Raw genomic sequence first — 26,981 nt, 5'->3', positions numbered from 1 at the left:
CTATTCCTCTGATCTCGGTTGTTCGCGGTGCCCCGACGACGAAATTCATTGCCGAAACTGACGCTCCTGGTCCTGTTGCCACTCGCTCTCCCAGCGTTCCACTCGTTCGCGCCGGAGATTTGCGCCCAAGGCCCCACGGTCACCGTGGTCGGACCCGATGGCAAACCGAGGACCATGCCGGCCCCCGGTTCGCCTCCGGGGGCGGCACCGGGCACGCCGAACGCCAAACCCGGCGAGAAATCCGAACCCGGCAAACCGGGCGAAAAGAACGGGGACGCCAAAGCCGAGAAACCGCCCGAGCCGAAGGTCATCCGTCGCGGCGACCAGGAAAGCGGAGACGCGGATCCTGAGGAATTGAAAGCAACCGTGGGGGCCGACGGCAAGGTCGCGTTCCAATTCCGCAATCAGCCCTGGATCGAACTGATTCAGTGGCTGGCCGAAATCGCCGACCAGCCGCTCGATTGGCAGGAGTTGCCGGCCGACCGGGTGAACCTACGATCGCCGGGCCGCTACACGGTCGACGAGACAAAAGATCTGTTCAATCGTCACTTGCTGGCACGCGGCTACACGCTGCTGGAAATGCCCGGTGGGATCACCGTGGCCAAAACCGAAGGCATCAATCCGGCGATGGTGCCGCGGGTCTCGGTCGATCAACTGACTGAACTGATGCCGCACACATTCGTCCGCGCCTCGCTGGAACTCGGCTGGCTCTCGAGCGAAAAGATGGCTGAGGAGCTCAAGCCGATGATCAGCAGCAACGGACGGCTGACGGCGCTGACGACCACCAATCGGATCGAAGCGATGGACGCGGCGATCAATTTGCGGCAAGTCGCGGCGCTGCTGGAACAGGAACGCAATCAATCCAGCCGCGACGCGCTCGCACCGGAGTTTCGCTTGCGTTACATCCCGGCCGAAACGGCCAAACAGATGCTGGAAGAGTTCTTGGGTGTCGAGAAGAAATCCAACGCCCCGATGACCCCGCAACAGATGGCGATGATGCAGCAGATGGCGCGTCAAAACGGCGGTCAACCGCCGCCGGCGGCAAAGAAGCCGGAGATCTCGATCGTCGCCAACACGCGACAGAATTCGGTCTTCATCCGCGCTCCGGTCGATCGGATCGCGATCGCGACCGAGTTCATCAATCGGATCGACGTGCCCGGTCAAAGCCTGACTTCACTCTCGGACATCGAATCACGGCTGCAAGTCTTTCGTTTGTCCACGATCGATCCCGAAAAGCTGATCGAAATCATCGGTGAAATGAACGTCCTGGAACCCTCCACGCAGATCCGTGCCGACGAGACCAACAAGGCGTTGATCGTGTCCGGATCGGCGGCGGATCGCTACATCATCGACCGCCTGATCGAGCGGCTTGATGGCAGCGGACGACAATTCGAAGTGCTGCAATTGCGACGACTTGAAGCCACGGAAGTCGCCGAGTCGATTTCGTTCCTGATGGGGAAGGACAAAGACGACGACAACCAATCCAATTCGCGGCGGTATTACTACTACGGGTACGGCAACCAACAAGAAGACGCCAAGGACGAAGATGAATTCCGCGTGGCGGCCAACTCGCGGTTTCGTCAGGTGTTGCTGTGGGCCAACGAATCCGAAATGGAGCAGGTTCGCAACCTGTTAATCAAACTGGGCGAATTGCCGCCGCCGGGAGGCAGCGCGCGAACCGTCCGTCGCATCGACGCTTCCTCCGCACCGGAAACCTACCAGTACCTGCTGCGACTGAAACAGCAGTGGGCCCAGTTGTCCGACGCCCCCTTGGAATTGCCCGACGCCTCCGAATTCGTCGACCCGATCGCCCGCGACGAACAGGACACGTCAGAGGAAGAGGACCAGGAATCGACCGACGTGGATGTCAATCTAGAAACCCGACACGAATCCCCCGGCGCACCTGAAAGCTCCTTACCGGAGGAAAAGGCCGTTACCAGGTTGTCGAAAAACGGAGAACGCTTGACGGCGACCGAGACGGACACTGCGTCGGAATCGGAACCGCAAACGCCCGCCGATCCGTCGCCCCGAACGTCGCCGATCCAATCCGCCAAGGATTTTGATCGCTTGTTCGGCAATCGCGGCGCGGACGGATCCCAGAAACCATCCCCATCGGATTCCGCCGCAAACGACACGGCTTCCGATCCGCCTCCCATCCAGATTCAGCTGGATGAAGACGGCAATCTGCTGCTGCTAGGCTCCGACACCAAAGCGCTCGATCGACTGGAAAACCTGATGCTGCAGGTCACCCCGCCGAAACGGCCCTACCACGTGTTTAAGATCAAACATCAGACCGCCGGGTACATCCAGTTGAATCTGGAGGAGTACTTTGAGGACAAGGAAGAAGAAGAAGACTCGGATAGTTTCTATCGCTACTTCTTCTATGATTTCAACGATTCTTCCGACGACGGGCCGAAGGGGCTGGAAAAAAACAACGAACTGCGATTCGTCTACGACCCCGACACCAACACCATCGTCGTCAGCGGCGCGACGTCGTCACAACTGCGCACGATCAGCGAGTTGATCGAATTGTGGGATGTCGCCGAGCCGGTCAATAAACGCCGCATGCGCTACACCAAATTGGTGAACGTCGAATTCGGAAGCGCCGAAACGATCGCCGAGACGGTCAAAGAAGCCTACCGCGATCTGCTCAGCAGCAACGACAAAACGTTCGCCAAAGGGGGCCGCGGTGGCGGCGGAGGTGGTGGCGCACCGGGCGGGGAGGAAAAAAACTCCGGTCGTGAACGGCAGGGCAGCGGTTTGGTCGACGGCGACAACGGGCGTGACGGCGGCGACGTCGATTTCTCCTTCAAAGGGAAGCTTTCGATGGGCGTCGACATGGTCGGAAACACGCTGTTGGTCAGCGCCGAAGGTGAACCGCTGCTGGACCTGGTCGTGGAGATGATCCACAAGCTGGATCTGGCTGCAAAACCGGCCGGCGACATGCAGATCATTTCGCTCTCGGGAAACACCAGCGAAAAATCGATTCAAAACGTCCTGAAAGCCTTCGGCGGAAACGGTGCCAGCGAATCGACCCCGCCGCAAACACCCCCACGTCCCGGCACACCGCCGACCAACAACCGCGACCCGCAATAATGCTTCGTGGAGATCGCGCGAGCATCCGTGAAGTAGGGATTCAGCAAGCGTTGGTGTCTAACTTTCAGGCGATTCCCTTCGCTGCGAGGGGCGTTGATACGATTGCTGCAGCACTTGGCAACCAATTTAGATTCTCTCGCTCTGAGAGAGACGGCGTTTGCGCAGCAAGCAAACGCCAGAGAGGGCCCACCGCTTGCGAAAGTCTTGGCGACTTCCGCTACGATCAAGTCGCTACGGAGCCCCGTCGAACACTTCAATATCGTACTTCATCCGATACGTTTGTCCGGGATCGATGTCAAAGGATCCGACAACGCACGGCGACAGACTGAAGTAGGGTTTGCTGGGATGCAATCGCACCGGAACGGGATGCTGTTCGTTCAACGGTGAACCGCTGACCTTGACCCCAGCCGTTTGCGGCTGCCCCTGCCTCTGGTCCACGATCCCGTACAGCGACATCCACTCGGGGCGGCTATGATTGCCGAGTCGGCGATCATGCCCCTCGCTGGTCAGGAAACGATGGCGTGTCTGTTCAAGCGGTGGCGCCTCGGATTCGGGTTGTTTTAGGTAGGCGGACAGCGCTTTCGCCGATTCATCGCTGTACCAATCATTGTTCCCACGAAAGCCGACTCCACCGTAGTGATACTCGTTGATCGTCAACGGGTGCTCGGTCAGGTTGGTTTGTTCGCTCGAAAACCCGATCAGGTAGCGGGACACACCGGGATCACCGGCGGATTCGGCGTCGCCAGGCATCGCGGTCACACTGATCGTCCAAACGTCATCCAGGATCGCCTCCCGAGTTCCTTGATCGTCGATCGCGTAGTGCTTGACCGCGACCGAAAACCCGGAACGCTGGCCCGGCGGATCGACGGCGATCACGCGATCGTGAAGCACGATCCCGATGCCCTTGAGCTGGTTCCAGAAATCGACCTTCTTGCCCTGAAAGCTGGTGTCGGTCCAGGCCGCGAACAATCCATGCTGGTGCGGATGATCAGCCGCAAAGTCTCCGCTCACCAGACGACCGGCGGGAGAATAGATCGGGTGGATGTAGCCGCTGCGTTGATACTTCGGGTTGATCCCTTCGGGGGCCTTGGGCGCGAGGATGTTGTAGCGCAAGACTTCTGCCTGACCGCAGTAGACGGTCAGGTGATCGTCCGACTGGACGCAACGAAATCGCGGTGCTGTGTCGGTCTGGTCGAGATCGGTTTGTGACCATGCCGTTGGCGTTGCGATCAACGTCAAAGTGAAAACCGCGGCGAGGGGAATGAGACGCCAAAACGCAGAGTGTGACATGCCAGGGCTGCTGATTCGTCGGACGGGATTTGAACCGCCCGATTGTAACAAACCCCAATGCCGCAAGCGTTTCAAGGCGTACGACGGCCCTTCCGGGCGGTCGCCTCTGCACGCCCCGCGTGCATAACCCGATGGATGGTCGACTCACAGTAACCCTCGGGCGACGAAACACGAGTGAGATCAGCCGATTCGCGCAAGCGTTCGGGCACCTCAGCGTTCGGGCACCTCAGCGTCGACGGAGGCCCGTAGGCTGGCGCCAAACGGCTGATTCACAAGAGGGTTGTGCCGAATCGAAGACGCCAAAACCCTACGAACGAATCGAACGAGATTGCGCAACCAAGGCGGAGCCTCGGAACGAGTCGGGGAAGCGTTTCCCACCCTACGTCACCGGATAGGCCTGTTTGGCCTGTCGCCGCGCGAGTCCGGTATCGAGGGCCGATTGCGCGACCGCCTTGGCGACGACGCCGCAGACGCGGCGGTCAAAGACGCTGGGAATCACGTAGTGATTGGTCAGGTTTTCCGGTGCAATCACGTCGGCGATCGCATCGGCGGCGGCAAGTTTCATGGCATCGTTGATTCCGCGGGCACGGACGTCCAGGACGCCACGAAACAACCCGGGGAAGCACAGCACGTTGTTGATCTGGTTGGAATGGTCGCTGCGGCCTGTCGCGACGATTCGCACGTGTTTCTCGGCGACCAGGGGATCGATTTCCGGGTCCGGGTTGGCCAGGGCGAACACCACGGCGTCTTCGCCCATCGAAGCGACATCGTCTTCGCTGAGCACGTTGGCAATGCTGACGCCGATAAAGACATCTTTGCCACGGATCACGTCCGAGAGGGTACCGGATTGTCCGCCCCGGTTGGTGTTTTCGGACAACCAGACCTTGATCGAATTGTTGCCGATGTCTGTGCGGCCGTTGTGGATCGCACCCTTGCTGTCGCAGACCACGATGTCCTGGACGCCGGCTTGAATCAACAGCTTTGCGATCGCGGTCCCTGCGGCGCCGGCACCGTTGATCACGACCCGTGCTGCGGCGAGTTCTTTTTGCAGGTAACGCATCGAGTTCTTCAGTCCCGCCAGGACCACGATCGCGGTCCCGTGTTGATCATCATGAAAGACGGGGATCTCGAGCTCGCGTTCGAGCCGCTCTTCGATCTCGATGCATCGCGGTGCGGAGATGTCTTCCAGGTTGATGCCGCCGAAGGTGGGGGCGAGCTGTTTGACGGTGGCGATGATTTGCTCGGTGTCCTGCGTGTCCAAACAGATCGGAAACGCATCGACTTCGCCGAACTCTTTGAACAACATCGCCTTGCCTTCCATCACCGGCATGGCGGCACGCGGGCCGATGTTCCCCAGCCCCAACACCGCACTTCCGTCGCTGACGACGGCGACGGTGTTTTTGCGAATCGTCAATGCGAACGACGATTCGCGGTCTTCATGGATCGCCATGCACACCCGCGCAACGCCCGGCGTGTAGGCCATCGAAAGATCGTCACGGGTCTTGATCGGCATCTTCGAATTGACTTCGATCTTGCCGCCCAAGTGCATCAGGAACACGCGGTCGGACACGTGGACGACTTCGATCCCGCTGATCTGGCGGATCGCCTGGACGATTTCCTGGCCGTGTTCGACGTTGGTGGCGTTGACCGTGATGTCGCGCGAGATCAAACCGTCGGAAACGCCGACGATGTCGACCGCGCCGATGAACCCGTTGGCGTCACCGATCGCGGTGGTGATTTTCCCGAGCAGCCCCGGCTGGTCCCGATAGCGGAGACGAGCGGTGATGGCGTACGATGGGCTGTGGTGAGACATGGCAGAAGCGGGTGATTGGATCGGTTCGAATCATTCGAACGCGCGGATGCGGATGGCGCTCGCTTGCCCCTGCGGCGTCACGTTGACATTGATGAACTGTTTGCCTGCGGCGGTCGAATCATTCACACAGGCGTTGATCGCACAATCGTCCGCGGGCGTGTCGCAATTGCGAATCGGGAACAGGTTTTCGCCGAGCGATTTCAAACTGGCGATCGTTTCGACCATGCCGCCACCGGCCCCCAAGTTGCCGAGGTGTCCTTTGGCCGTCGTCACCGGTGGCTGTTGATCGGGCGCTCCAAAAATATCCTGGATCGCCGCGGATTCCTGCGCATCACACTCAACCGTTCCCAATCCGTGGGCATGGATGTGACCGATGTCGGATTTGTCTTCGTCGCCCAAGGCCGAACGCAGGACGTTGGCGATCGCTTGTTGGAGAAACCGCTGGCCAAACACCGGTCCGACGGCGCTGCTGCCGTAACCGACGATTTCTCCCAAGATCGTTGCCCCGCGGGCCTGCGCGTGTTCGAGCGTCTCACAAACCATCGCGCCGGCACCTTCCCCGAGCACGCTGCCGTCGCGTGTGGCCGTGAACGGTCGGCTCATCGTCGACGGGTCCGATTGATTCTTTGCCAATGTCTCCTGCATGTCGGCGTGCAATGAACGCAGCGGATGAATCCGCGATCCGGTCGATCCGACCAACAAGACGTCGGCCTGTCCCCGAGCGAGCGTCGAATAGGCCTCGGCGATCGCCAAGTTGGCCGATGCCTCCCGCACCGTGATCGAATTGTTCGGGCCGCGCAGATCGTTGTAGATCGCCACGTGGCTGGCCGGCATGTTCGGCAGGTACTTCAACAACCACAGCGGGTTGACTTCGGGTTTGCCCTGTTCACCCCAGCGGCTGAAATCGAATCGGCCGTCGGAGTCCATGCATTTTGCGATCCCCGAGGCGAACTCGATCGGCTGGGACATGATGTAGTCACATCCGTACAGCACTCCGGTTCGATCGCGATCCCGCTGGTCGGCGTCCAGCCCCGCGTCGTTGAGCGCCCGTTGCGCGACGGCGACGCCCATTTCGATTTCGCGGCACATCACCTTGCTGCCCTTGCGAATCGTCCGCTGCAGCTTTTTGTCCATCGGACCATAGTCCGCGATGTCGCCGGTGAACTCCGACGCCTCGGCGCCGTAGTCGACCGAAAGCACGCCATGGGGAACCTGCGTCAACGGCCCAATGCCGCTGCGACCGGAACGCAAGCCGGAAAGTAAACCATCGGGGTCGTTTCCCAGTGGAGTGACAACACCGACACCGGTGATGACCACTCGTCGGTACGGGGCATTATCCATGAATCAGCCGAGCGACGCGGAACAGAAAGAATACGGGTGAGGCGTATTCTAGGCTCTGGGGGAATTGGCAAAGAGGGGGTGTATCTCAGTATCGACCGCGATTGGGTGCCCCGTAACCGGCGGAGATCTGGGGGACCAGCGGCGTGGTGGTCAAATTTTCCGAGGCCCGACCGCGAAACTCGATGAACATCAACGCATCGGCGCGGCCGGCGGTCGTTCCGGTCAGCATTTCCAGGTTCAACAGCGGCAGCGCCGCCTGCGGGCGTTCCGGGCTGGCGATCACGCCGCATGACAGCAACAGCACCATGTCGGACGGCCAACGGAAACGCTCGTGCAGCCGCCAGCTGACGACCTGAGGCACGTCGATTTTGGTGCGGTGGACCTGGGCGTTGGGCAGGGGCAGATCCAGCTCGACCGGCTTGAGCTGGTCAACTTGGTCGATCGATGCCTTGATCACGCAATCGATCGCCGACCCATCGACGCTCAACAATGGGCTGATTTCCAATCGATAGCCCTCTTGGATTTCCCCCGTTTCGGGCTCGTAAGGCGGCCACCCCGTCGCGGCGGGTTTGACGTTTTGGACGTAATTTCGACCGCGGGTGCTGGCCAATTTCTCGGTCTGGCCGTTGTATGTGATCAGATCCAACGCCTGGACCTGGCGGGTGTCGGTCCGCTGACGAAGCAGATTCAACACCAACGCCGCGTTTTCTTTGCTCAATAGCCACGCTTGGACGCCCGGCGAGTCGACGTTGACGTGCTGCATCAACAGGTGCGCCCGCGACCGCCAATTCGGATTGCCAACCGTCATCACTTTCAGTGACAACACCTGAGGATCCTTTTCGCCGGCGACAAATCGGTCCACGATCCCAGAAACCACTTCGTGCATTTCTCGTGTGTGATAAACCGACAACTGATCGCGGTCGGCGTTCAAAAACCCGAACGGAGAGGTGAACCAGACGTCGGTGCCCGTTTCACGCAGCACCCAGTCGACGATCGCCTGCTCGGGGCGATCATGGTTGGTCAGGTAGCCGGTGTAGGGTCGCAAATCATAAACACGATGCTCCTGGCCGGCCGTTTGCGGCAGATTTCCGCCTCCGCCGGCCTGTCCACCGCCGGGAAGCGGCGTCGGTCGGCTGGGTGCCGCAGCGGGTTGGTTTTGCAGACTCGGTGGCGTGCCCGCGTTTTGCGGCCGGCTCGCTGCAGAAGCTGCCGCCGCCGAAGGTGCAACGCCCGAATCGGGCAACCCCAATCCCTGCGCCAGCACTGGGCCGCCCAGAACGGTAAACGTGAGCAGTAGCGGTGCGATCGTTGTCGCGAGGCTTGCAATGGATCGGTTCGGGCAAAAACGCATGGCACACCATTCCTGTAAGACGTGGCGAACGACATCCTTCCGTTCGCTTGTTGGAACTTTGGCTATAGCTGCCGCGCGAGCTTCGGGGCAAGGTGAGTTCAAAAATTGAGCACCCCCGCCGGTGTGGACCTTGCACCACGTCCGCCAGGGGGCGATAAAGGCGATTCACGTTGCAAGTGCCGTTCACACGGAGCAACCGAGCCACAGGGAGCAACCGAGCCACAGGGAGCAACCGAGCCACAGGGGGCAACCGAGTCGCTGACATGTCCGAGTCACCGAACGATTCCCGATCCGGTCTTCTGACCGATCCGGTCCCGCGAAGGCCGGCCCCCCAAGGTGGCAAACGGCCGTCCGATCCGAATCGATTGCGCGAGCTGCAACTGGAACTCGACCGGATTCGCAGTCGAGCCGAAGCGGCACGGCTGGCTGCCAGCGCCGCGCGATTGGACGCCGACGCGGCAAGACTGGACACACAAGCCGCGGAATTGGAGTTACAGATTCAGCGGCTCGGCGGCATCATCCATCCGAAAGGCCACCCAGCCGACTCTCTGCATCAAATCGCGCAGCGTGCCAATCGGATCGAGGCCGCCGATCCGCCTCGCTATCAGCTCGATTCGCCGCGGGCACGACGTCCGAAAGCCGCCGAGGTAATCGGACGCATCGCTGCGACCGAGGTCCCACCACACACTCGACCGGAATCTGACACCAGCGATCTGTCTGACGCCAGCGAGACGGCGACCAAGATCGATCGAACAAGCCCTCGATCAAACCCGAGAACCACCACGCTGTTTGGCGGGTGGAATCAGGTGCGAGAGGTTTTGGATCGGCCGTCGAAACAGAAGCCGCCTAAGCCGGAACACCACCAAGACACCAAAGACCGAAATCATCGAACCGATGCCGTGGCGCCCGACCGAGTGGAACTGGCCCTCCATTTGGCGGCAGACCTTGCCACGGAATCACCAGACCCGACACCGCAGCGACGCAGACCCGCCGCTTGGTTGTTGAGCGCACTGTTTCACGGTTTCCTGCTGCTGGGTCTGGCGCTGCTGACGTTGGCTTCGCCGCCGCCGAGGGATCAGATCGCGATCGCCGGGTCGGTCGCCGAAACGGACGAATTGGCGATCGAATCACTGACCATTGAAACCCCGACGCTCCAGCCGCCCTCCAGCGAGCCGACCCCCAGCGAAGTACCGTCCGAAATCAGTGACCTTGGGGAGATCCCGATCAGCGAGATCCTCCGCGAAGCGCCGCCGACGCCCCCGAGCCCGATGATCGATTCGATGCTCAGCGGTGATCCGTCCAGCGCCGCGGCGATGTCTCTGAAATCCGACTCCGACGCAACGATGGATTTCTGTGGCGTCGACGGCGGCGGGAACCATTTCGTTTATCTGGTCGACAGCAGCGGCAGCATGGGAAACGCATTTGAATCGGCACGAGCGGAGTTGTTGCGCTCGATCAACTTGCTGAAGCCCGAGCAGCGGTTTTATGTCATCTTCTTTGACGCCCAGCCGGACTACATGCGATTGTCATCTCTCGATCAAGACGAACCGCGCAGCGTCTATGCCACGCCGGAAAACAAACACCGACTACAGCGCTGGGCGAAGACGATCCGGATGGATCGCGGGCGCGCGCCCTATGACGCCTTGCCGTTTGCACTGGAGTTGAACCCCGACGTCATCTTCCTGTTGTCCGACGGCGAATTTCCACAGCGGATCGAAGACCTGTTGCAGGACATCAATCGCGTCGACAACCTGTTCGGGGACGACGACCCGATCAGCATCGTGCACACGATCGGTTACCACAGCCGCGACGGAGAGAGCCGGATGCGGCGGATCGCCGCGCAAAACGGCGGCCAGTACCGTCACGTTCCCAAACCGAGAAAAAACTAGTCGTCTTCCGAAGATTCGTTTTCGGCTAGGTTGGACAGTCGCCGTCCTCTCCGAGGTCGGCGCGGAGCAAAGCTCCGCTTTTTCGCCGAGGCCGAGTTCGGAGAACACGGCGACTCTCCCAACGCATCGGCAACCGGAAGATTAAACGGAGGTGGAACGCACCCTCTTAGCGTTCGATCCAGGGGTTATCGGTGTCGCTGATCGGCACCTGCGAGGTCACGAATTTGACGATCTCGGGGATCACCTTGGCCGACTCGTTGACCAGAAATGGCCCGCCCAGTGGTTGCTTGACCTCCATCAATTCCAACCCCTCGGGATCCTTGCCGCCGCTGATTCGTTTCTTGGCGGCCTCAAGGCGTTTGTAGATGCGGCTCGTATCACTCTGCTCCTCGGATCCTTCGCCGACCACCATCATGGTGGGCAAGGCCGCGACCGTGGGGACTCCCAGTGACGACTCGATCGGGACGCCCTTTAGAAGCCGTTTCGGGGAAACCAGGACCAGTGCTTTGACATCTTGGCCTTGTTTGCGTGTCCCCACCGGTACGAAGCTCCAGTCGCGTTGGGTCCAACCGGCCGCCAACACACAACCTTCGCGGACGCCGATAACCACCAACGCGTTCAGGTTCAACTTTCCTTCGTTGTTTTCCTTTTCCAGGAAGGCTTTGGCCGCGTCCAGGTCGTACTTGACGATCGCCAGGACGTGCTGCTTGCGCATCCGTTCCAGATCGAATTCCTGGGTCGTCCCGCTGGGGTCGGTGTATTCGCGCGAACCGCCGTGCCCGCGATAGTCCAGGGCCAGCACGGCGCACCCGGCATCGCGAAGCGCGGTGCACAGCTTGCCGTAAGGTGCCTTTTGCCCTTTCCACTCATGGACGATCATCACCGGGATCGCTTCCTTGCCCTTGTTGGACCCGAAGTAATACCCGGCCAGTTCCAAACCGTCCTTGGTCGGCAGTTTGACCGGCCCCGGTTGGGGCGGCGGGGCAACCTTCTTTTTCGCTCCTTGTGCGGACAGAGTCGACGGCATCACCAGAGCAAGCGTGAACGCAATGGTGGCAACGCGTACGGACAAACGGCACATTCTAAACTCCTGGGCAGACAATCACGGTTGGCAGGTTCTGCCCCTATTATGCGCTGAAACCGCCCTGGATGCCTAATTTAGAAGGTCCAAAAAGGCGCGCATCCAGGCCGGGTGGGCCGGCCAAGCCGGTGCGCTGACCAGGTGTCCGTGCGTGTGGGCCGAATCCATCGTCTCGGCGGGTTCGACATATTTCCCTCCGCCGGCGGTGACCTCAAACTGCACCGCGGGGTAGCAACTGCAATCTTTTCCGACCAGGACCCCGGCGGCGGCGAGGATTTGGGGGCCGTGGCAGATCGCGGCGATGGGTTTCTTTTCGACGTCAAATTGCTTGACAATCTCCAGCACGCGGTCGTTCAGACGCAAGTATTCCGGCGCCCGACCGCCCGGCACGACCAGGGCATCGTACTGGGCGACATCGACCGCGGAGAAATCCGCGGTGATCGCGAACCGGTGCCCCGGTTTCTCACTGTACGTCTGGTCGCCGTCGAAATCGTGGATCGCGGTGGCCACCGTGTCGCCCGGCTTTTTGTCGGGACACACCGTGTCAACTTGGTGCCCCATCGTTTGCAGGATCTGCAGCGGGACCATCGCCTCGTAATCTTCCACATAGTCGCCGACGATCATCAAAATCTTTTTGCCCATTTGGAAATCTGCCTTGCGGTGGGTGGGTTGCGTTTTTTTCACGTCTGACCAACATCGGGATCGGAAACGTGACCTAGAGTGGCAATGAAATTTAAACCGGGGGATTTGATTATGCGATACGCAATATTAGCAACCATTCTGATGATCGCTTCGGCCGCGTTTTCTCAGGCGGCCTCACCGACGGGCTGGAGCCCGATCATTCTGCCGACCGGTGACTACCGACAGCAGATCAAAGCGATGCCGATCGAGCAACGCCCGGGCCGGTTGCTGCACGTCTATGGGAACACGGTCCGGATGCTCGATCAATCCAGCCGCGGCATCGCGACGCGACCGATTCAGCAGATCTTTCTGGGAACGACGGTCCGCCGCGGCGACCGAAGGTGAGCGACGGCGGGAGCGTTTCGTCTTTGCTTGGTGCCATCGGGTCGCCCAACGATCGCCCCCCTTTCTGGCGAAAATCCGGCCTGTTGATTGAATCGTTTTCGATGAACGAACAGGACAGGACGAGGCGCGAGGCACTAGTGAGGGGAGCCGCCGCCTCGGCCCTTGCTATCGCTGCGGGCTAGCAAATCATCAGGCCGGATCTCCAACGGGGGTCCCCCGCATCACAAGACGCCTCCATTGGTGTACGCTTGTCGGAGCTTCTGTCAGGGTGCTTATAATTCCAGGTTTCTGACATCGGGCCAGTGAGGTCCGCCACCGACCGCCCTCCGTCGATCGCCCACGATGCTCGCTGATTTCACAGAACGACTCGCGAGATTCGTCACGGAACGGTGGCGGTTGATGCTGGCCCTGTGGATCACCGCAACGGTCGTCCTGTTTGCGACCGCCCCGCACTGGAAAGACATCGCCTATGACGGTGATTTCGAGTACTTGCCCGAGCGAATGACCACGGTCGCGTCGGCTCGAATTCTCGATGAAGCCTTTCCCGGCGACCGGGCGCGGAGCCAAATCGTGATCGTGCTCGGTCGCAAAGCAACACCGCTGGACAAGAACGATCTGATGGTCGGCGACGACCTGCTGCGTCGCTTGCATCACCGTTTCGGAGAGGTGTGTTGGCAACGCGCGATCACGTTGGGCTACACCGGCGGTGCGATCGAGCAGGCCCCCGAACCGGCCCAGCGCTGGCTCACGCGTGCCCTGGAATCGCTCGACCACTGCATCGCCGTGGACCAGCGGTTCTACGAGCGGTTCGCCGATTCGGTCCCCGACTTGCCCCCCACGTTGACCCAACCGCGGATGGCGATCGCGTACTTTGATCGGGCGAATCTGCTTCGGCAAATCGGTGGCGACGATCAGCAAGCCAGCAACGATGATCGCGACGCACGGATCCTGGTCCCCGACATCGAGACGCTTGCGATCCCGATCGCCCAGCGGGATCTGACCGCCTGGGCCTCCTTGCTGGACCTGTTGTCCTGGGACGACGCCGTGCTGGGATCGCTGTTGACCAAACCGTCGGCGCGGCTGGCGGTGATGCAACTGAGCAGCGAGTTGGCCGCGACGGAAAACATCAACACCGTCGAATCGGTCGGCGAGATCCTGGATCAGGTCCGCTCCTACAGCTTGGCTCGAATCCCCGAGCGTGAGGGCCGTGCCGAACACCTGGAATTGGAAATGACCGGATCGGCGGCGATCGGCGGCGAAACCCTGATCGCCTCCCGCGATGCGATCCGGTACACCGAATCGATCACCGTGATCATGATCTTGCTGATCCTGACGCTGGTCTATCGGGCACCGTTGCTGGTCGCCGTCCCGATGGTTTCCATCGGCGTCGCCGTCGTCGTTTCCACGTCGATGGTGGCCACGTTGACGCAGTGGTCGATCGAGGGTGTCGTGCCCTGGTTGGACATCCGTGTGTTCACCACCAGCCGGATCTTTATCGTCGTGATCCTGTTCGGCGCGGGAACGGATTACTGCCTGTTTTTGATCTCGCGGCTCCGCGAAGAAGCGGCGTTGGCGGAGTGGCCCGTCGCCTGCCGCAGGGCGTTGCGGGGCGTCACGTCGGCGTTGCTCGGCAGCGCGCTGACGACCGTCTTCGGACTCGGCACGCTCTGGTTTGCGCAATTCGGCAAGTACCATTACACCGGCCCCATCATCGCGATCTGTCTGTTGGTCGGACTGGTCGTTTGTTTGACACTCGCCCCGGCACTGCTGCGTGCGCTCGGTCCACGCGTGTTCTGGCCCAACGTGGTTACCCCGGACGAAACAACGACGCGTTCGTTGTTGTCGGTTGCCTCGGATAGCGATTCAAAGGCGGCGCGTCGGTCGAGCGGTTTGTGGGAGTGGATCGCGATCGTGCTGACCCGCCGCCCGTTGACGGCTTTTCTGCTTGGCATCGTCGTCCTGGCCGTCCCGGGATGGTACGGATGGATCCACGAAGATTCCGTGACGTACAACTTGAGCAGCCAATTGGACACCGATGCGCCCAGCCGGCGCGGCTACCGGTTGCTCTCGGATCACTTCAAGATCGGCGAGATCAATCCGGTGACGATCTTGATGGTTCGCCCGGAAGACGAACCCCGCGAAATACTAAAAAAGCAACTCAAAAGCCTGTCCGATCTGCTGTACGCCCAACCGGGCGTCGTCGCCGTGCGAACGCCGAACGATCCGCTGGGCGACTTCCCGCCCGACCGCGAGATGGGACTGTTAAGCAGTGACGCGTGGAAACGAAGGGCGTTGCAGCAACACCGCGTTGCACAAAACTACTTCTTCTCCAACAGCACCCGTTTTCAGGACCGACTGGCACGCCTGGATGTGATCATCGAAGGCGATCCGTTTGCACTGAAGACACAAACACTGGTTTCGCAAATCGGCCAGACACTCAACGAGATCGCCCGTGATCCGAATTCGGACTGGGCCGGATCGAGCGTCTACCTGGCCGGCACCACGCCCTCAATCATCGACCTGCGAACCGTCACCATCGCCGATAACCAGCGGATCAAAATCGCGGTCGTGCTGGCCGTCCTGCTGGTGCTGATCGCCGTCATTCGACGACTGGGCCTGTGCCTGTATCTGATCTTTACCGTCCTACTCAGCTATTACGCGACGCTCGGGTTAACGGTGCTGTTCTTCCGTGGCATCTATGCGGATCAATACGTCGGTCTGGACTGGAAACTTCCCCTGTTCCTGTTCGTGATCCTGGTCGCGGTCGGCCAGGACTACAACGTCTATCTGGTCACGCGGATCGTTGAAGAACAACGCAAAAGCGGTTGGCTATCGGCCCTCCGCCACGCGGTCTCCCGGACCGGCGGCATCATCACGGCCTGCGGCATGGTGATGGCGGCGACATTCTTCAGTATGACCGCCTCGGCGTGGATGCCCGGATTGTTGCACCTGTTGGGCATCGAATCGGACGCGGCGATCGGGCTTCGCGGGATCATCGAACTCGGCTTCGCACTCGGCCTGGGCGTGCTGATCGACACGTTCTACGTCCGCACCATTCTGGTCCCCAGCTTTGTCGCCCTGATGGGACGCTGGAAACCCAAGCCGACGAAAGCGATCGATCGGTAGAGCTGGCAAAACGATTCGAAAGCCATGCCAGCGGGACGCGTAACGGCCTGTTGATTTAGTCCGATCACACGTGGGATCAGCCGTTTCGCGCGAGCGTACGGGCTTCCTGTACCAAGAAAACGCTCTGGCGCCCGTAGGCTCGCGCCAAACGGCTGATTAAATCGACAGGTCGGTAAGCGAGCGGCCCGTGGAGTCGGTCTGCGGTAGGGAGCAGGCAGAACAATTCGGGGCAGAATGATGTTTGGACCGATTGCTGACGCATCCGGCTAACCATTCCCGCCACACTTCTTTTTCCATTTTAACGCCTCCATTCTGCCCCCATCGTTTTGCCCCCATCGTTTTGCCCGGTCTCTTCATCATTCTGCCCCGGATCATTCTGCCTTCCGGCTCCCCCGCTCCCCCGCCCCTCGCGCCGCAACAACCCGCACAAAAAATCCCACACCAGCCATTCGATCACGACCATGCCCAGCGGCAGGGCGAACAGTCCGAATTGAATCAGCCCTTTGCGTTCCGCCCAAGCCGGATTTGCATCAACCAACGCACCAAAGAAGACCAGAACGGCGGTGCCGTTGACCAGCAGCAACAACCCGGTGAACAGGGCGAATCCGATCGCGCCGGCCGCACCGACCAACACGGCCGTCAACTTATTACGCGGACGCCGTGGGGCATGAAACTCACGTCGTTGATGATTCACCGCGACGACTTGCGACGCTGGCGCTCGATCCGAATCCGACAACCGATCGGAATCGTCTCGGTGACCGCGACTGGGTTGCCAGACAAAGCAGCATCCACCGCGTCGATGACATAGGTCTTCGTCACCTCATCACCGGCGGGGCTGTCATCCATCGCTCCCATGTAGACGACCTTGCGTTCGTCATCCAACACGAAAAACTCGGGCGTGTACTTGGCCCCATAATCCTTGGCGATCTGCTGTGATTCGTCCCACAGGTACGCGTACTTCAATCCCTGCTCCTCGGCCCGCTGCTTCATCGCCGGCAATCGGTCCTCGTCGACCTTGTTGACATTGATCGCCACCACCGCGACGGACTTGCCCTGGTAACGATCGACAAGTCCGTTGATGCGTTGTTCGGCATCGACCGCGTAGGGGCACGAATTACACGTGAACACGACGACCACCACCTTGGAATCCGCGAGCGATTCGAGGGAGTGTTTGCGTCCGTCGGTGCCGGGCAGTGCGTTCCAGGCCGGGGCACTGTCCCCGATGTCCAGGACCGTGTTGTACTTGCCGGCGTGGGCAGACGTCGCGGCGAAACAAACTGACATCCACAACGAAAGTGGAAACAACAAAGGTGAAAGTGTTCGAATCATAGCGATGGCGTCGTGATCGTTTTGGCTCGTTTGACGGGGTACCATTGATGGATCTTTTCGGCGAGTCGGGCAACAACCTCGGGATGCTGTTTCGCCAGATTTTTCTCTTCGGTCGGATCGGCGATCAGATCGAACAGCTGTGGCCCTTTTTCGGTCCGCGGATGTGTCGACTGGTATCGATTGACCTCACCATCATACGTCAGCAGCAATTTCCATTTGCCCTGAATGCACCAACGGTACAGCAAGGTGGCTTCGGGATCTTCGACGTCGGCGATGTCGTGTGCGAACCCTTCGCCAAAAATCGTCTCCCGGGGGATTGCATCGCCGCCGGTCAGGTGAGGCATCAGGTTCAACCCCGGCCGATCGTCCGGCACGGGCGCACCGGCGGCAGCCAACATGGTCGGATAGATGTCGATGCTGCTGACCAATTCGGGACGCGTGCCGGCCTTGATCTTGCCCGGCATCCAGTAAAAGATCGGCGTTCTTACTCCACCCTCATACGGCGTTTGCTTGCTCCGCGGGGCGTAGCCGTTTTTCTCCGGATCTTGAATCCAGCCGTTGTCGGTCAGATAGACGATCAAGGTGTTGTCATCGAGCCCACGCTGCCGCAGTGATTCCATCAACTGGCCGCAGGTTTCGTCAAACCATTCACACATCGCGTAATACTTGGCGATCGTGATCGGTCGTCCGTCGCGGTATTTGTCCAACAGACGCTTTGGCGGCGTGTGCGGGGTGTGCGGCATGAACGGGGCGTACCACAGATAGAACGGCTTGTTTTGGTCAACCGCCAGATCCAGGAACTCGTTGATCGGCTCGATACCCTGGCGACCGATGCTCAATCCGTCATCGCCGTGACGTCCGCCTTTTTCGGGAAACCCTCGCGTCATCCCATGGGTGAAACCGGCGTTCTGATAACTGCCCTCCCACAACTTGCCACTTTGATGGCTCAGGTAGCCGAGCTTGCCGAGCGCTTCGGGGACGGTTTCGAATTGATCCAGATACGAAATCAGTTGCGCCCGTCGCTGGTTGAACAGTTCGGAATCGCGGGCCGCGTACTTGGGTGACGGATCGTTGCCGGTCACACCGTGCGTCGATGCATAGTGTCCGGTCAACAGCGTCGCCAAGGACGGTCGGCACAACCCGGTCGGCACATAGCCGCGGGGGAACACCGCGGACTCCGACGCCAGTTTGTCCAAGTTCGGTGTTTGAATGTCCGGGTGTCCCATGAACCCATAATCCGTCCAGGCCATGTCATCACTGAGCAGCAGGACGATGTTGGGCGGCGCGGCGGAGACGACGTTGGTGAAAAGCGCGCTGAACAGCACGACCGAAAAAACGATTCGTAGACGGTGGGTCATAGGGCGAAGGTGGGCGGTGGGACTGAAGGTGGTGAAGGGGTGCATCAGACTCGTCTTCCGCCGCCGCGTGGTTTTCCGGTAGCGGAACTCGCCAAGAGTTTCGCACGGGCGCGGCGACGCCGCACCTGGGGCCGAAAGCCTTGGCGGCTTCCGCTACGACGCAAACCCGAACATTGAGCGGCGGCGGACTGCTAGTGTAGCTCGTTCGCCCAGCGATGGCAGCCTTGTCGCAAAACGACAATCCCTGCGTCATCCGGCCCGGCGGCATCGTCATTCGGCGACCAGTTCGACGACCACACCCTTGAACGCGGGCGTCTTGCTTTGCGGGTCGGCGTGCCGGGCGACCAGCACGTTGGATTCCGGATAATACATCAACGCGTTTCCGCTGCGAATCGAATCGTAGGACCGCGCCAAAATCCCGCTCATCGAACCGGTGTCACTTTTGACGGTGACTCGTTGGTCGTTCTGGAGTCCGAATCGTTTCAGGTCGTCCGGGTGGATCAAGATCAAATCGCGACGTTCCTGGTTGCGATACAGATCCTCCTCCTCGTAGACGACGGTGTTGAATTGGCCTTCGCTACGCACGGTCATCAATCGCAGATGATTGTTTTCGGTTCCCTTCAGTTCCGGCAGACGGTGGCAATGCAGCACGCCCTTACCATCGGCCGTTCCGAACTTGGGATCGTGAAAGGTGCGGCCTTCGATTTGAAACTCTTCTTTGGTCGCGTCGATCTGTGCGATCTTGCCGTAACCGGGGACGACGGCGCCGATCCACTTGCGAATCGTCGACGGTTGAGCCAGGTCATCCCAGTCGATTCCGGGCGCGTCGGGCACGACGGCCTTGCCGACCGCGGCGATCACCGAGACTTCACTGCGCGGCCCGGGCAACCGTGCCGGCCCGCCGTCACTTAAACGGACAAAGTTGAACATCGACTCCTGGGTCGTCGGCGCCGGTTCTTCGTCGCGCGCCAGCACCGGCAAAATGATCGTCTCCTTTGCCAGCCCGTGCGCGTGCCCGGTGTTCATCGTCGTGTTCATCATCACGTTCAATTCCAGATTGGACAGAGCGCGATCGGCGAACGTCGAATCGGGATTCGATCCGTACAGGTTGCCGCCCAGGCAAAAGCCGACCTTGATCTCACCGCTCGCGGCCGACTCCATGCACGCCAATGTGTCTTTGCCAGGCGTCTCGGGCAATTGAACGCCGAACTTGTCTTGCAACGCGGCGAAGATCTGACCCTTCAGCTTCGGCGTCACACCGACCGATCCGATACCCTGCACATTGCTGTGACCTCGGATCGGCATCAACCCACACCCCGGACGACCGACCATGCCGCGGGCGAACGCCAAGTTGGCGATCGCCTGGACATTGTCAACACCGTGGGCGTGATGGGTGATTCCCATCGTCCACGAAAACACACACTTCTTCGATGCGGCATACAGCTGGGCGATCGATTCGATTTCGCTGCGGGCGACGCCGGACTTGGTTTCGATTTCCTGCCACGACAGATCATCGACCGCGGCCAACCACTCTTGCGAACCGTTGGTGTGCTGGGACAGAAAGTCGTTGTCGAACGCACCGAGTGACTTGGTCGCTTTGGCCAGTCCCCACAACAACGCCAGATCACCACCGATGTGCGGCTGGACGTAGTGGCTGGCGATCTTGGTGCCGGCCAACAGCGAGATCGGATCGCTGGGGATCCGGAAGTTGATCAGTCCCGTTTCACGCACGGGATTGATCACGATCACCTTGCCGCCGGCACGACGCACCCGCATCAAACTGGTCATCAACCGCGGGTGGTTGCTGGCCGGGTTGCCGCCGATCAGAAACACCGTGTCCGCTTTTTCCAGATCCTCCAACACGATCGTCGCCGTGCCGCTGCCGACGCTGCTCTGCAGACCGACGCCGCTGGCTTGATGGCAGTAGTAGCTGCAATTGTTGACGTTGTTGGTGCCGTAAACCCGTGCCAACAGTTGCAACAAAAACCCGGCTTCGTTGCTGCTGCGTCCGCTGAAGTACCAGAACGTTTCGTCGGCCGGAGTCGCCGTCAATTTCGACGCGATGCTTTCAAAGGCCTCCTTCCACGTGATCACCTCGTAGTGCGATTGGCCTTGCCGATAACGCAGGGGATGGATCAGCCGACCGAGTGATTCCAGCTCGCGCGGCGAGAGCTTCTGCAGTTGCTCGATCGAATTCTGTTTCCAAAAATTCGGATCGATGCCCGGCTGCATGTCGGCGACCATCGCCTGCATGCTCTTCTTACAGACCTCGAAGGAATGGCCCAGCTCGTTGACCATCCCGCCTTTTTGTCCGCCCATTCCGACGGCGCAGGTCTTGCAACTGTTGCGGGTCCGCATCGCTTTGAACAGCTTCCAGACGCCGCCCGCTTCACGCCCTTTTTTAAAGGTGTACAGAATCGCCCGAAATCCACCACCGCTGCCGACTTTCACTGCGTTTGTCCCTCGACGAAGTCTTCATTTGCCAAGCCTCAATCTTATCACCGCGGGACCGGCCGCGGGACCAAGACCAGCCGACGGCGTCCCGAATTCACGCATCCGCCGAGGTCGTGTGGTTTGATCTCTCCCGAGGTGATTACCGAACGCCCCCCGCCGGGAAGGTGTGACCTAGGCTTGCAGAAGCCCCCGATAAATGAACGTTTTCCCTGAGAATTCAGCATGAAGTACGTTGTGCTCGCGGTCGCGATTCTAGCGATCACACTGGTCGTCACGATCGGACAAGACGACCGCCCCGCGCCCCCGCAATCCAGCATCCAGTCATCCCTCGTCGCCTCAACACCCCGCACGGCAATCCCCGCCGACGTCGCCCGAACGCTGGGCGATGGGCTGGAGGCACAACGCATGCTCGTCCAAGCCGACGGAATGATCCGGCGCAACCCGATCCTGACGTTTGATGACCTACCGGAATTGATCGAGCAAGCCAAAGACGCGTACGTCATCCTGGGCCGCTATGATCGCGACGCGCTGGCAACGGCACTGCGGGGACAAGGCAACCTGGAAAGCTACCTGGGAAGCGATCAGTTCGACGCCGATCTTCAAACCGCCGAGGCGCTCTTTCACTACGTCCAGGAACAATCTCGGCTGGAAGAACAGAACCCCAGCCCGCTGTTCCCCGAAGACCGCCCCCGGACCACCGGCGTTATGCCGCCCCTGTCGCGTGTCAATGATCCGTCGCTGATCCTTTGCGACCGGTTTGAGATCCAAGCCAGCCGCCTGGACGACACGCTGACGATTTCCTTGGCGACCGACCTGCCCGACAGCGCGTCGATGATCGTCAGCATTTCGCGGAGCTATCGCGAAGTCGGCAGCTCGGCCGTTTATAGCCTGGACTACTTTTCCGAAAAGTCGACCGTCGCCGAGTGGCGTTCTCCCAGAACGTTTCGGGTCGACGCGGATCGCTGGCGGCGATCGATGAAAGCCAAGCAACGAGAAATGGCGGCGCTGGACTTGGGGTTTGATGTCGCTGCGATCAATGACACGGTCGACGTGTCGATGGTCGTGCACATCAATCAAGCCGACCGACGCTTCGGCCACAAGAACGCAAACTTGTTCGGTAAAGCCGTGGCGTCATCAGGTTTGCGAACCATCCGGGAAGAAAAATCGATCCCATTTCCACTGGAAGAAACGACTCGCCGACCCGCCAACGGCTCCTTCGATGAGTCGGCCTTCTTTTTCAATCCGAACAGAAAAAAATCGTCAGGCAAAAAATCGTCAGGCAATCGCGACGACACGCCCCCCGCGGTCAAGGCGAAGCTCCCCGAGACGGCGGACTTTGTGGTCGGCAAGAAAGGACGCTCCTTTTCCGTTTCCCAATTTCCTCCCTCCAATCCGCTGTCCGGCATGCGTCAGGTGCGACGGGCACCACCGCGGGCGGAGCTGAGAATCATCGATTCTGTCACACAAGATTCGGTGCCGTGGGTCAAGCTGGAGTGTTCTCAATTCGTGAATCTCAAACTCTGGACGGGCTGGATCAAACGAGACGAACTGCACCCGGCTGTCCAAGGGAACTGATAATCCGATGCAGCTTGGTTTTCCGGTAGCGGAACTCGCCAAGAGTTTCGCTACGGTGCGACGACGTCGCACCCCGGAGGCCGAAAGCCTTGGCGGCTTCCGCTACCACACGGGTTCGTCGCCCCGCTCTCACCGACGAGTCAATCGTTGCGTCGGACCAGACAGCAGACTCCGAGGACTGAAGTGGTGGGTAAGAAAATTTAGGAGGTAAGAAGATTGCGTGCTCCAAACTTCGGCGGCACCTCCAAAATCTTCCTACCCCAAAATCTTCCTACCCCGATTCGCTCGGTCCCTCGGACCGCGGGCTCAGCGCCGGGCCGGTTTGGGGTCCAGATTGGCGTCCAGGTCTTCGGCCGTCACCGATGACTCGACGCCGCCCTCGGGCACGTCGGCCTTGGCGATCCACAGCAGGGCATTGAGCACGACTTTGCGAAAATTGTCGTTTCCCCAGTTGTCGTGGAAGTGGCCGCCGGTGAAACCGAACCCGCGACCTCCGTCGCCGCGCTGGACGGTCCACATCATCGCTTCGGCGCGTCCCGCGTTCGCTTGGATGTGGTCGTACGGGCCCTTGGGATAGACATAGGGTCCGTCACGAACATCGACCGATGGGACGGCGACCAGGATCGGCACGAATTCAACATCCGCTTGCTGGGCGGATTGATTGCCCTCGATGTCGGCCATGAAACGCATGTTGAAATACCACTCGTCCTTGATCTCAAACGGCTCGACACCTCGTGTCACCGGATGCTCGGGAAAAGACGTGAATGCCGGCTCCCACATCGGGTTACACGAAAACTGATGTTCGTAGTGGCCGCCGATCCAACGTTTCATCTCGTTGCCGGCCTGATCGGCCAGGACTTCGACGCCGTAGTGCATGAACCCCAGCCCGACGCCGCGTTTGACCCACTGGTCGATCTGTTTCAAACGGCGGCCGTCCTCTTTGACGATCTCGTGTTTGCCGCCACCGTCCATGAAGAACACCACGGCATCGGCCTCGGCGAACACGGCTTCATCCTCCGGCCAACCGTTGAGCACGAATTCCACGTCCACGTCCGGCACGTCGGCCAGACACTTGGACAGCAGCTGAACGCCGGCATTGAATTCGTGCATCCGTGGCGGGTGGGACGGTTTGCCGGCGACCAGGACAATCTTCTTCGACTGGGCGTGTGCGGGGACGAAGGAAATTGCGGAGCTGATCAGCAGGACGAAGGCAATGATCGATTTCAAGGGACTGACTCGCTGAAAGACGTAAAGCAGGATGCAATAACATAATCGCTTCCCTTGTCCGATGCACCCGTCATAGGCACCTGCCCCCGTCACAGCCCCCCGGCCGGACGCCCGCCGGACTCCCGCAACCGCATTCTCCCCCCCGCCTCTTGACGCATCCGACGGGATCGCCAAGCTGGACGCTTGATTTTCAGGCCGTTGTCGGTTTTTTCAGGTGGGAAACGATGAGTATTGGAATCGCGTTGAAGGCTTTTTTCGCCGCGCTAGGGAACAAAGATAAAGCGACCCAGATCGATCGGATCCTCCGCGGTCAACCCTCCGACGTGGCGGCTATCGAAGCCAAACCGCAGGAACAACCTGCCGCGGTGCCCGTGACCAGGCAGCCCGTGACCAAGCAGCCCGAACCGCCACCACGCGACTCCGCGGTCACCCTGCTGGCGACGCTGCAACGCGAAGCCCGCTTGGTCGATTTGATCCAAGAAGACCTGAGCCAGTATTCCGACGCCCAGGTCGGCGCGGCCGCCCGGCCCTGCCTGCAACAGTGCGGCGGGGTACTGCAACGCGTGATGGGGCTCAAGCCACTGCTCGATGCGGCCGAAGGAGCCACCGTGGACGTCGCCCCTGACGCCTCGCCGACACGTTACCAATGGATCGGCGAAGGGACCGCAACTTCCGGGAAACTGGTTCACCACGGCTGGCAAGCGACCCAAGTGGAATTGCCGACCTGGACCGGCGACTCTGCCGATGCCAACGTCGTCGCCCCGGCACAGGTCCAAGCGGGTTAGCACTCCGCTGTCATCTCTTCACTTCACACCAAACGATTCGAAATGGGCACACGGTATTGCGTCGGCATCGACCTCGGAACAACCAACTCGGTGGTCGCCTATGCGCCGCTTTCGCAGGACGGCAAGAAGACCGAACCGAAGTTGGAATTGCTGCCGATCCCCCAGCTGATCTCGCCGGGGCAGATCGATTCACGTCCCTCGCTGCCATCGTTCCTGTACTTGCCTCGCGAGGGCGAAATCGAATCGCTCAAGACACCGCTGGTCGGTGATCCGGGGCGTGGGGTCGCTGGCGTCTATGCACGGCAACAATCGGCGGAGAATCCACAGCGGGTCGTCGTGGCCGCCAAGAGTTGGCTGTGCCACGGAAACGTCGGGCGAACCGAAGCGGTGCTGCCGTGGCAATCACCACCGGAAGTCCCCAAGGTGTCCGCGTTTGATTGCACCCAGCGGTTTTTGTCCCACCTGGTCGCCGCCTGGCATGCGGCCCATCCGGAAGCGCCTTTGGTCGATCAACAAGTCGTGCTGACCGTGCCGGCGTCCTTTGATCCTGCCGCCCGCGAGCTGACCCGCCAAGCCGCGATCGAAGCCGGTTTGCCGGACCACTTCGTGTTGTTGGAAGAACCCCAAGCGGCGGTCTACCACTGGTTGGGTTCCAACGCGGACGACTGGCGGACACAACTCGGCGCCGGCGACGTGCTGTTGGTCGTCGATGTCGGTGGCGGCACGACCGACCTGACCCTCGTCACCGTCGAAGAAAACGCGGGCGAATTGCAATTACAACGACTGGCCGTCGGCAACCACTTGTTGCTCGGCGGTGACAACATGGACCTGGCGCTAGCCCACAAGGTCGCCACCCGACTGCAGGAACAAGGCCACGACCTCGATCCCTGGCAAAGCGTTTCGCTGTGGCACGCCTGCCGGGATGCCAAAGAAGCATTGCTGGCCGTCGAAGGCCTCGCCGAACACACGATCTCGGTTCTCGGCCGCGGCAGCTCGCTGATCGGCGGCACGATCTCGACCACCCTGACCGCCGACGAAGCCAAGGCGTTGATCGTCGACGGTTTCTTTCCCCAGTGCGGCGCCCAGGATCGCCCGGCACGCAACACCGCATCGGGGTTTCAAGACATCGGACTGCCCTATGAAGCCGACCCGGCGATCACCAAGCAGGTCGCCGCGTTTCTGGCCGATCATGCCGAAGCGTTTTCTGCGGCCGAGAGCGATGACGATTCCGGCCGGGCAGGGGGCCTGACACATCTGTTGTTCAACGGCGGCGTGTTCCGCAGCGAAACGTTGCGGGGACGGATGCGGGATGTGGTCAACGGCTGGTGCGATTCCGCCCCGACGGTGCTGAGCCGACAACAAGACCTGGACTCGGCAGTCGCCCTCGGTGCCGCCTACTACGGCTGGTCAAAACACGTCGGCGGAATCCGCATCCGGGGCGGTACCGCGCGTTCGTACTACATCGGGATCGAAACGGCGGGGCTGGCCATCCCCGGTGCCCCGCGTCCGCTGCGCGCCCTCTGCGTCGCGCCGCAAGGCATGGAGGAAGGCACCGAGGCCGCCGTGCCGGGCAACGAAATCGGATTGGTCGTCGGCCAGCCCGCACGGTTTCGGTTCTTCGCGTCTTCCAAACGCGGCGACGATACCGTGGGAACTCAACTCGATCGCTGGTCGCCGGAGGAACTGGTCGAAAGCGAACCGATCGAACTGACACTCTCGCGCGAGTCCGATGACGATTCCAACGGTGGCCAACCGTTCGTGCCGGTCCGTTTCGTCAGCCGCGTGACCGAACTGGGCATGTTCGAACTGTGGTGCCATTCGACACGCAGCGACGAACAATGGAAGATGGAATTCAACGTTCGAGAGAATCGATAAGGGCGGCAAAAAAATAAATTTCGCGTTTGGAATATTTGCTTGAAGGAATCCGTTTCTGAGAACTCGATTCGCGCAACGATGTTTGCGTCCGATAAAATCAAGGCATTTTCGGAAACGGATTCCTTCTAGCAACGTCCACTTGGCTTCTGGTCGATCGCACTCAAGTTTTACCTCACTCAACTTGGTCCGCTCACGTGAGGCGAGTGTTCGAACACCGCAATTCACGCTGCCGGGAGTGGGCCCCGAACGCATCGCCAAGTTTCCCCGAACGCATCGCCAAGGTTCGCTGAGCTCGCGACTCGGTTTCACAGACCGGAACTTACAAGAGCAAGGGAGTTTGACAGCTTCGATCGAAATCATCCGCG

The 26,981-nt window shown here is 60.4% G+C and carries 18 protein-coding genes; 7 read left to right on the top strand and 11 right to left on the bottom strand.

The window, feature by feature from the left end; genetic code table 11:
* The first annotated feature begins 27 nt into the window (after window positions 1–27).
* A complete protein-coding gene (locus Mal15_RS03815) occupies window positions 28–3,096 on the top strand; it encodes a secretin N-terminal domain-containing protein (RefSeq protein ID WP_315854286.1) in 3,069 nt (1,022 codons plus the stop codon).
* A gap of 231 nt (window positions 3,097–3,327) precedes the next feature.
* Here Mal15_RS03815 and Mal15_RS03810 read toward each other — a convergent pair whose 3' ends face one another.
* The 4 genes from Mal15_RS03810 to Mal15_RS03795 form a co-directional block, all read right to left on the bottom strand.
* Window positions 3,328–4,386, bottom strand: coding sequence for a DUF6807 family protein (locus tag Mal15_RS03810; protein WP_147866544.1), 1,059 nt, complete (start codon window positions 4,384–4,386; stop codon window positions 3,328–3,330).
* Window positions 4,387–4,765: 379 nt separating this feature from the next.
* Window positions 4,766–6,199: an NAD-dependent malic enzyme gene (locus Mal15_RS03805; protein WP_147866543.1), complete on the bottom strand. Its 1,434-nt coding sequence runs from the start codon at window positions 6,197–6,199 to the stop codon at window positions 4,766–4,768.
* Between the two features lie 30 nt (window positions 6,200–6,229).
* Window positions 6,230–7,540 carry a beta-ketoacyl-[acyl-carrier-protein] synthase family protein gene (locus Mal15_RS03800; protein ID WP_147866542.1) on the bottom strand — a complete coding sequence of 437 codons (1,311 nt, stop codon included), beginning with the start codon at window positions 7,538–7,540 and terminating at the stop codon, window positions 6,230–6,232.
* 85 nt (window positions 7,541–7,625) lie between these two features.
* Window positions 7,626–8,891, bottom strand: a complete 1,266-nt coding sequence (locus Mal15_RS03795; protein WP_233903265.1) for a hypothetical protein — start codon at window positions 8,889–8,891, stop codon at window positions 7,626–7,628.
* Window positions 8,892–9,154: 263 nt separating this feature from the next.
* On the opposite strand from Mal15_RS03795, the gene Mal15_RS03790 reads away from it, so the two are divergent.
* Window positions 9,155–10,780: a vWA domain-containing protein gene (locus Mal15_RS03790; protein WP_147866541.1), complete on the top strand. Its 1,626-nt coding sequence runs from the start codon at window positions 9,155–9,157 to the stop codon at window positions 10,778–10,780.
* A 166-nt stretch (window positions 10,781–10,946) separates the two neighbouring features.
* Here the strand turns inward: Mal15_RS03790 and Mal15_RS03785 are convergent, their stop codons facing one another.
* Together Mal15_RS03785 and Mal15_RS03780 are read right to left on the bottom strand one after the other, a co-directional pair.
* Entirely contained in the window at window positions 10,947–11,861 is a 915-nt protein-coding gene (locus tag Mal15_RS03785; protein WP_147866540.1) for an alpha/beta hydrolase, read from the bottom strand.
* A gap of 72 nt (window positions 11,862–11,933) precedes the next feature.
* A complete protein-coding gene (locus Mal15_RS03780; RefSeq protein ID WP_147871829.1) occupies window positions 11,934–12,503 on the bottom strand; it encodes a DJ-1/PfpI family protein in 570 nt (189 codons plus the stop codon).
* 111 nt (window positions 12,504–12,614) lie between these two features.
* Here Mal15_RS03780 and Mal15_RS03775 point away from each other — a divergent pair, with 111 nt between their 5' ends.
* On the top strand, window positions 12,615–12,887 hold the full coding sequence (locus tag Mal15_RS03775; RefSeq protein WP_233903264.1) for a hypothetical protein: 273 nt from the start codon (window positions 12,615–12,617) through the stop codon (window positions 12,885–12,887).
* Between the two features lie 342 nt (window positions 12,888–13,229).
* Complete coding sequence (locus tag Mal15_RS03770) at window positions 13,230–16,013, top strand: MMPL family transporter (RefSeq protein ID WP_147866539.1); 2,784 nt, start codon at window positions 13,230–13,232, stop codon at window positions 16,011–16,013.
* A gap of 298 nt (window positions 16,014–16,311) precedes the next feature.
* Here Mal15_RS03770 and Mal15_RS03765 read toward each other — a convergent pair whose 3' ends face one another.
* The 4 genes from Mal15_RS03765 to Mal15_RS03750 form a co-directional block, all read right to left on the bottom strand.
* A complete protein-coding gene (locus Mal15_RS03765) occupies window positions 16,312–16,707 on the bottom strand; it encodes a hypothetical protein (protein ID WP_147866538.1) in 396 nt (131 codons plus the stop codon).
* Window positions 16,704–17,342 carry a thioredoxin family protein gene (locus Mal15_RS03760; RefSeq protein ID WP_233903263.1) on the bottom strand — a complete coding sequence of 213 codons (639 nt, stop codon included), beginning with the start codon at window positions 17,340–17,342 and terminating at the stop codon, window positions 16,704–16,706. The genes Mal15_RS03765 and Mal15_RS03760 overlap by 4 nt, the downstream gene beginning before the upstream one ends.
* The gene (locus Mal15_RS03755; protein WP_147866536.1) at window positions 17,339–18,700 is read right to left on the bottom strand and encodes a sulfatase family protein; all 1,362 of its coding nucleotides are present in this window, start codon (window positions 18,698–18,700) and stop codon (window positions 17,339–17,341) included. The genes Mal15_RS03760 and Mal15_RS03755 overlap by 4 nt, the downstream gene beginning before the upstream one ends.
* Before the next feature lie 270 nt (window positions 18,701–18,970).
* On the bottom strand, window positions 18,971–21,151 hold the full coding sequence (locus Mal15_RS03750; protein WP_147866535.1) for an FdhF/YdeP family oxidoreductase: 2,181 nt from the start codon (window positions 21,149–21,151) through the stop codon (window positions 18,971–18,973).
* A 225-nt stretch (window positions 21,152–21,376) separates the two neighbouring features.
* On the opposite strand from Mal15_RS03750, the gene Mal15_RS03745 reads away from it, so the two are divergent.
* The gene (locus Mal15_RS03745) at window positions 21,377–22,729 is read left to right on the top strand and encodes a hypothetical protein (protein WP_147866534.1); all 1,353 of its coding nucleotides are present in this window, start codon (window positions 21,377–21,379) and stop codon (window positions 22,727–22,729) included.
* Window positions 22,730–23,035: 306 nt separating this feature from the next.
* On the opposite strand, the gene Mal15_RS03740 is transcribed toward Mal15_RS03745, so the two are convergent.
* Entirely contained in the window at window positions 23,036–23,956 is a 921-nt protein-coding gene (locus Mal15_RS03740; RefSeq protein ID WP_147866533.1) for a ThuA domain-containing protein, read from the bottom strand.
* 224 nt (window positions 23,957–24,180) lie between these two features.
* Here Mal15_RS03740 and Mal15_RS03735 point away from each other — a divergent pair, with 224 nt between their 5' ends.
* Window positions 24,181–24,741: a DUF2760 domain-containing protein gene (locus Mal15_RS03735; protein WP_147866532.1), complete on the top strand. Its 561-nt coding sequence runs from the start codon at window positions 24,181–24,183 to the stop codon at window positions 24,739–24,741.
* Between the two features lie 42 nt (window positions 24,742–24,783).
* Window positions 24,784–26,616: an Hsp70 family protein gene (locus Mal15_RS03730; protein WP_147866531.1), complete on the top strand. Its 1,833-nt coding sequence runs from the start codon at window positions 24,784–24,786 to the stop codon at window positions 26,614–26,616.
* Window positions 26,617–26,981 lie beyond the last annotated feature (365 nt).

This window comes from Stieleria maiorica, from assembly GCF_008035925.1.
Classification (GTDB): domain Bacteria; phylum Planctomycetota; class Planctomycetia; order Pirellulales; family Pirellulaceae; genus Stieleria; species Stieleria maiorica.
Note: the sequence above shows the minus strand (reverse complement) of the source record. Positions and strands in the feature narration are given on the sequence as shown.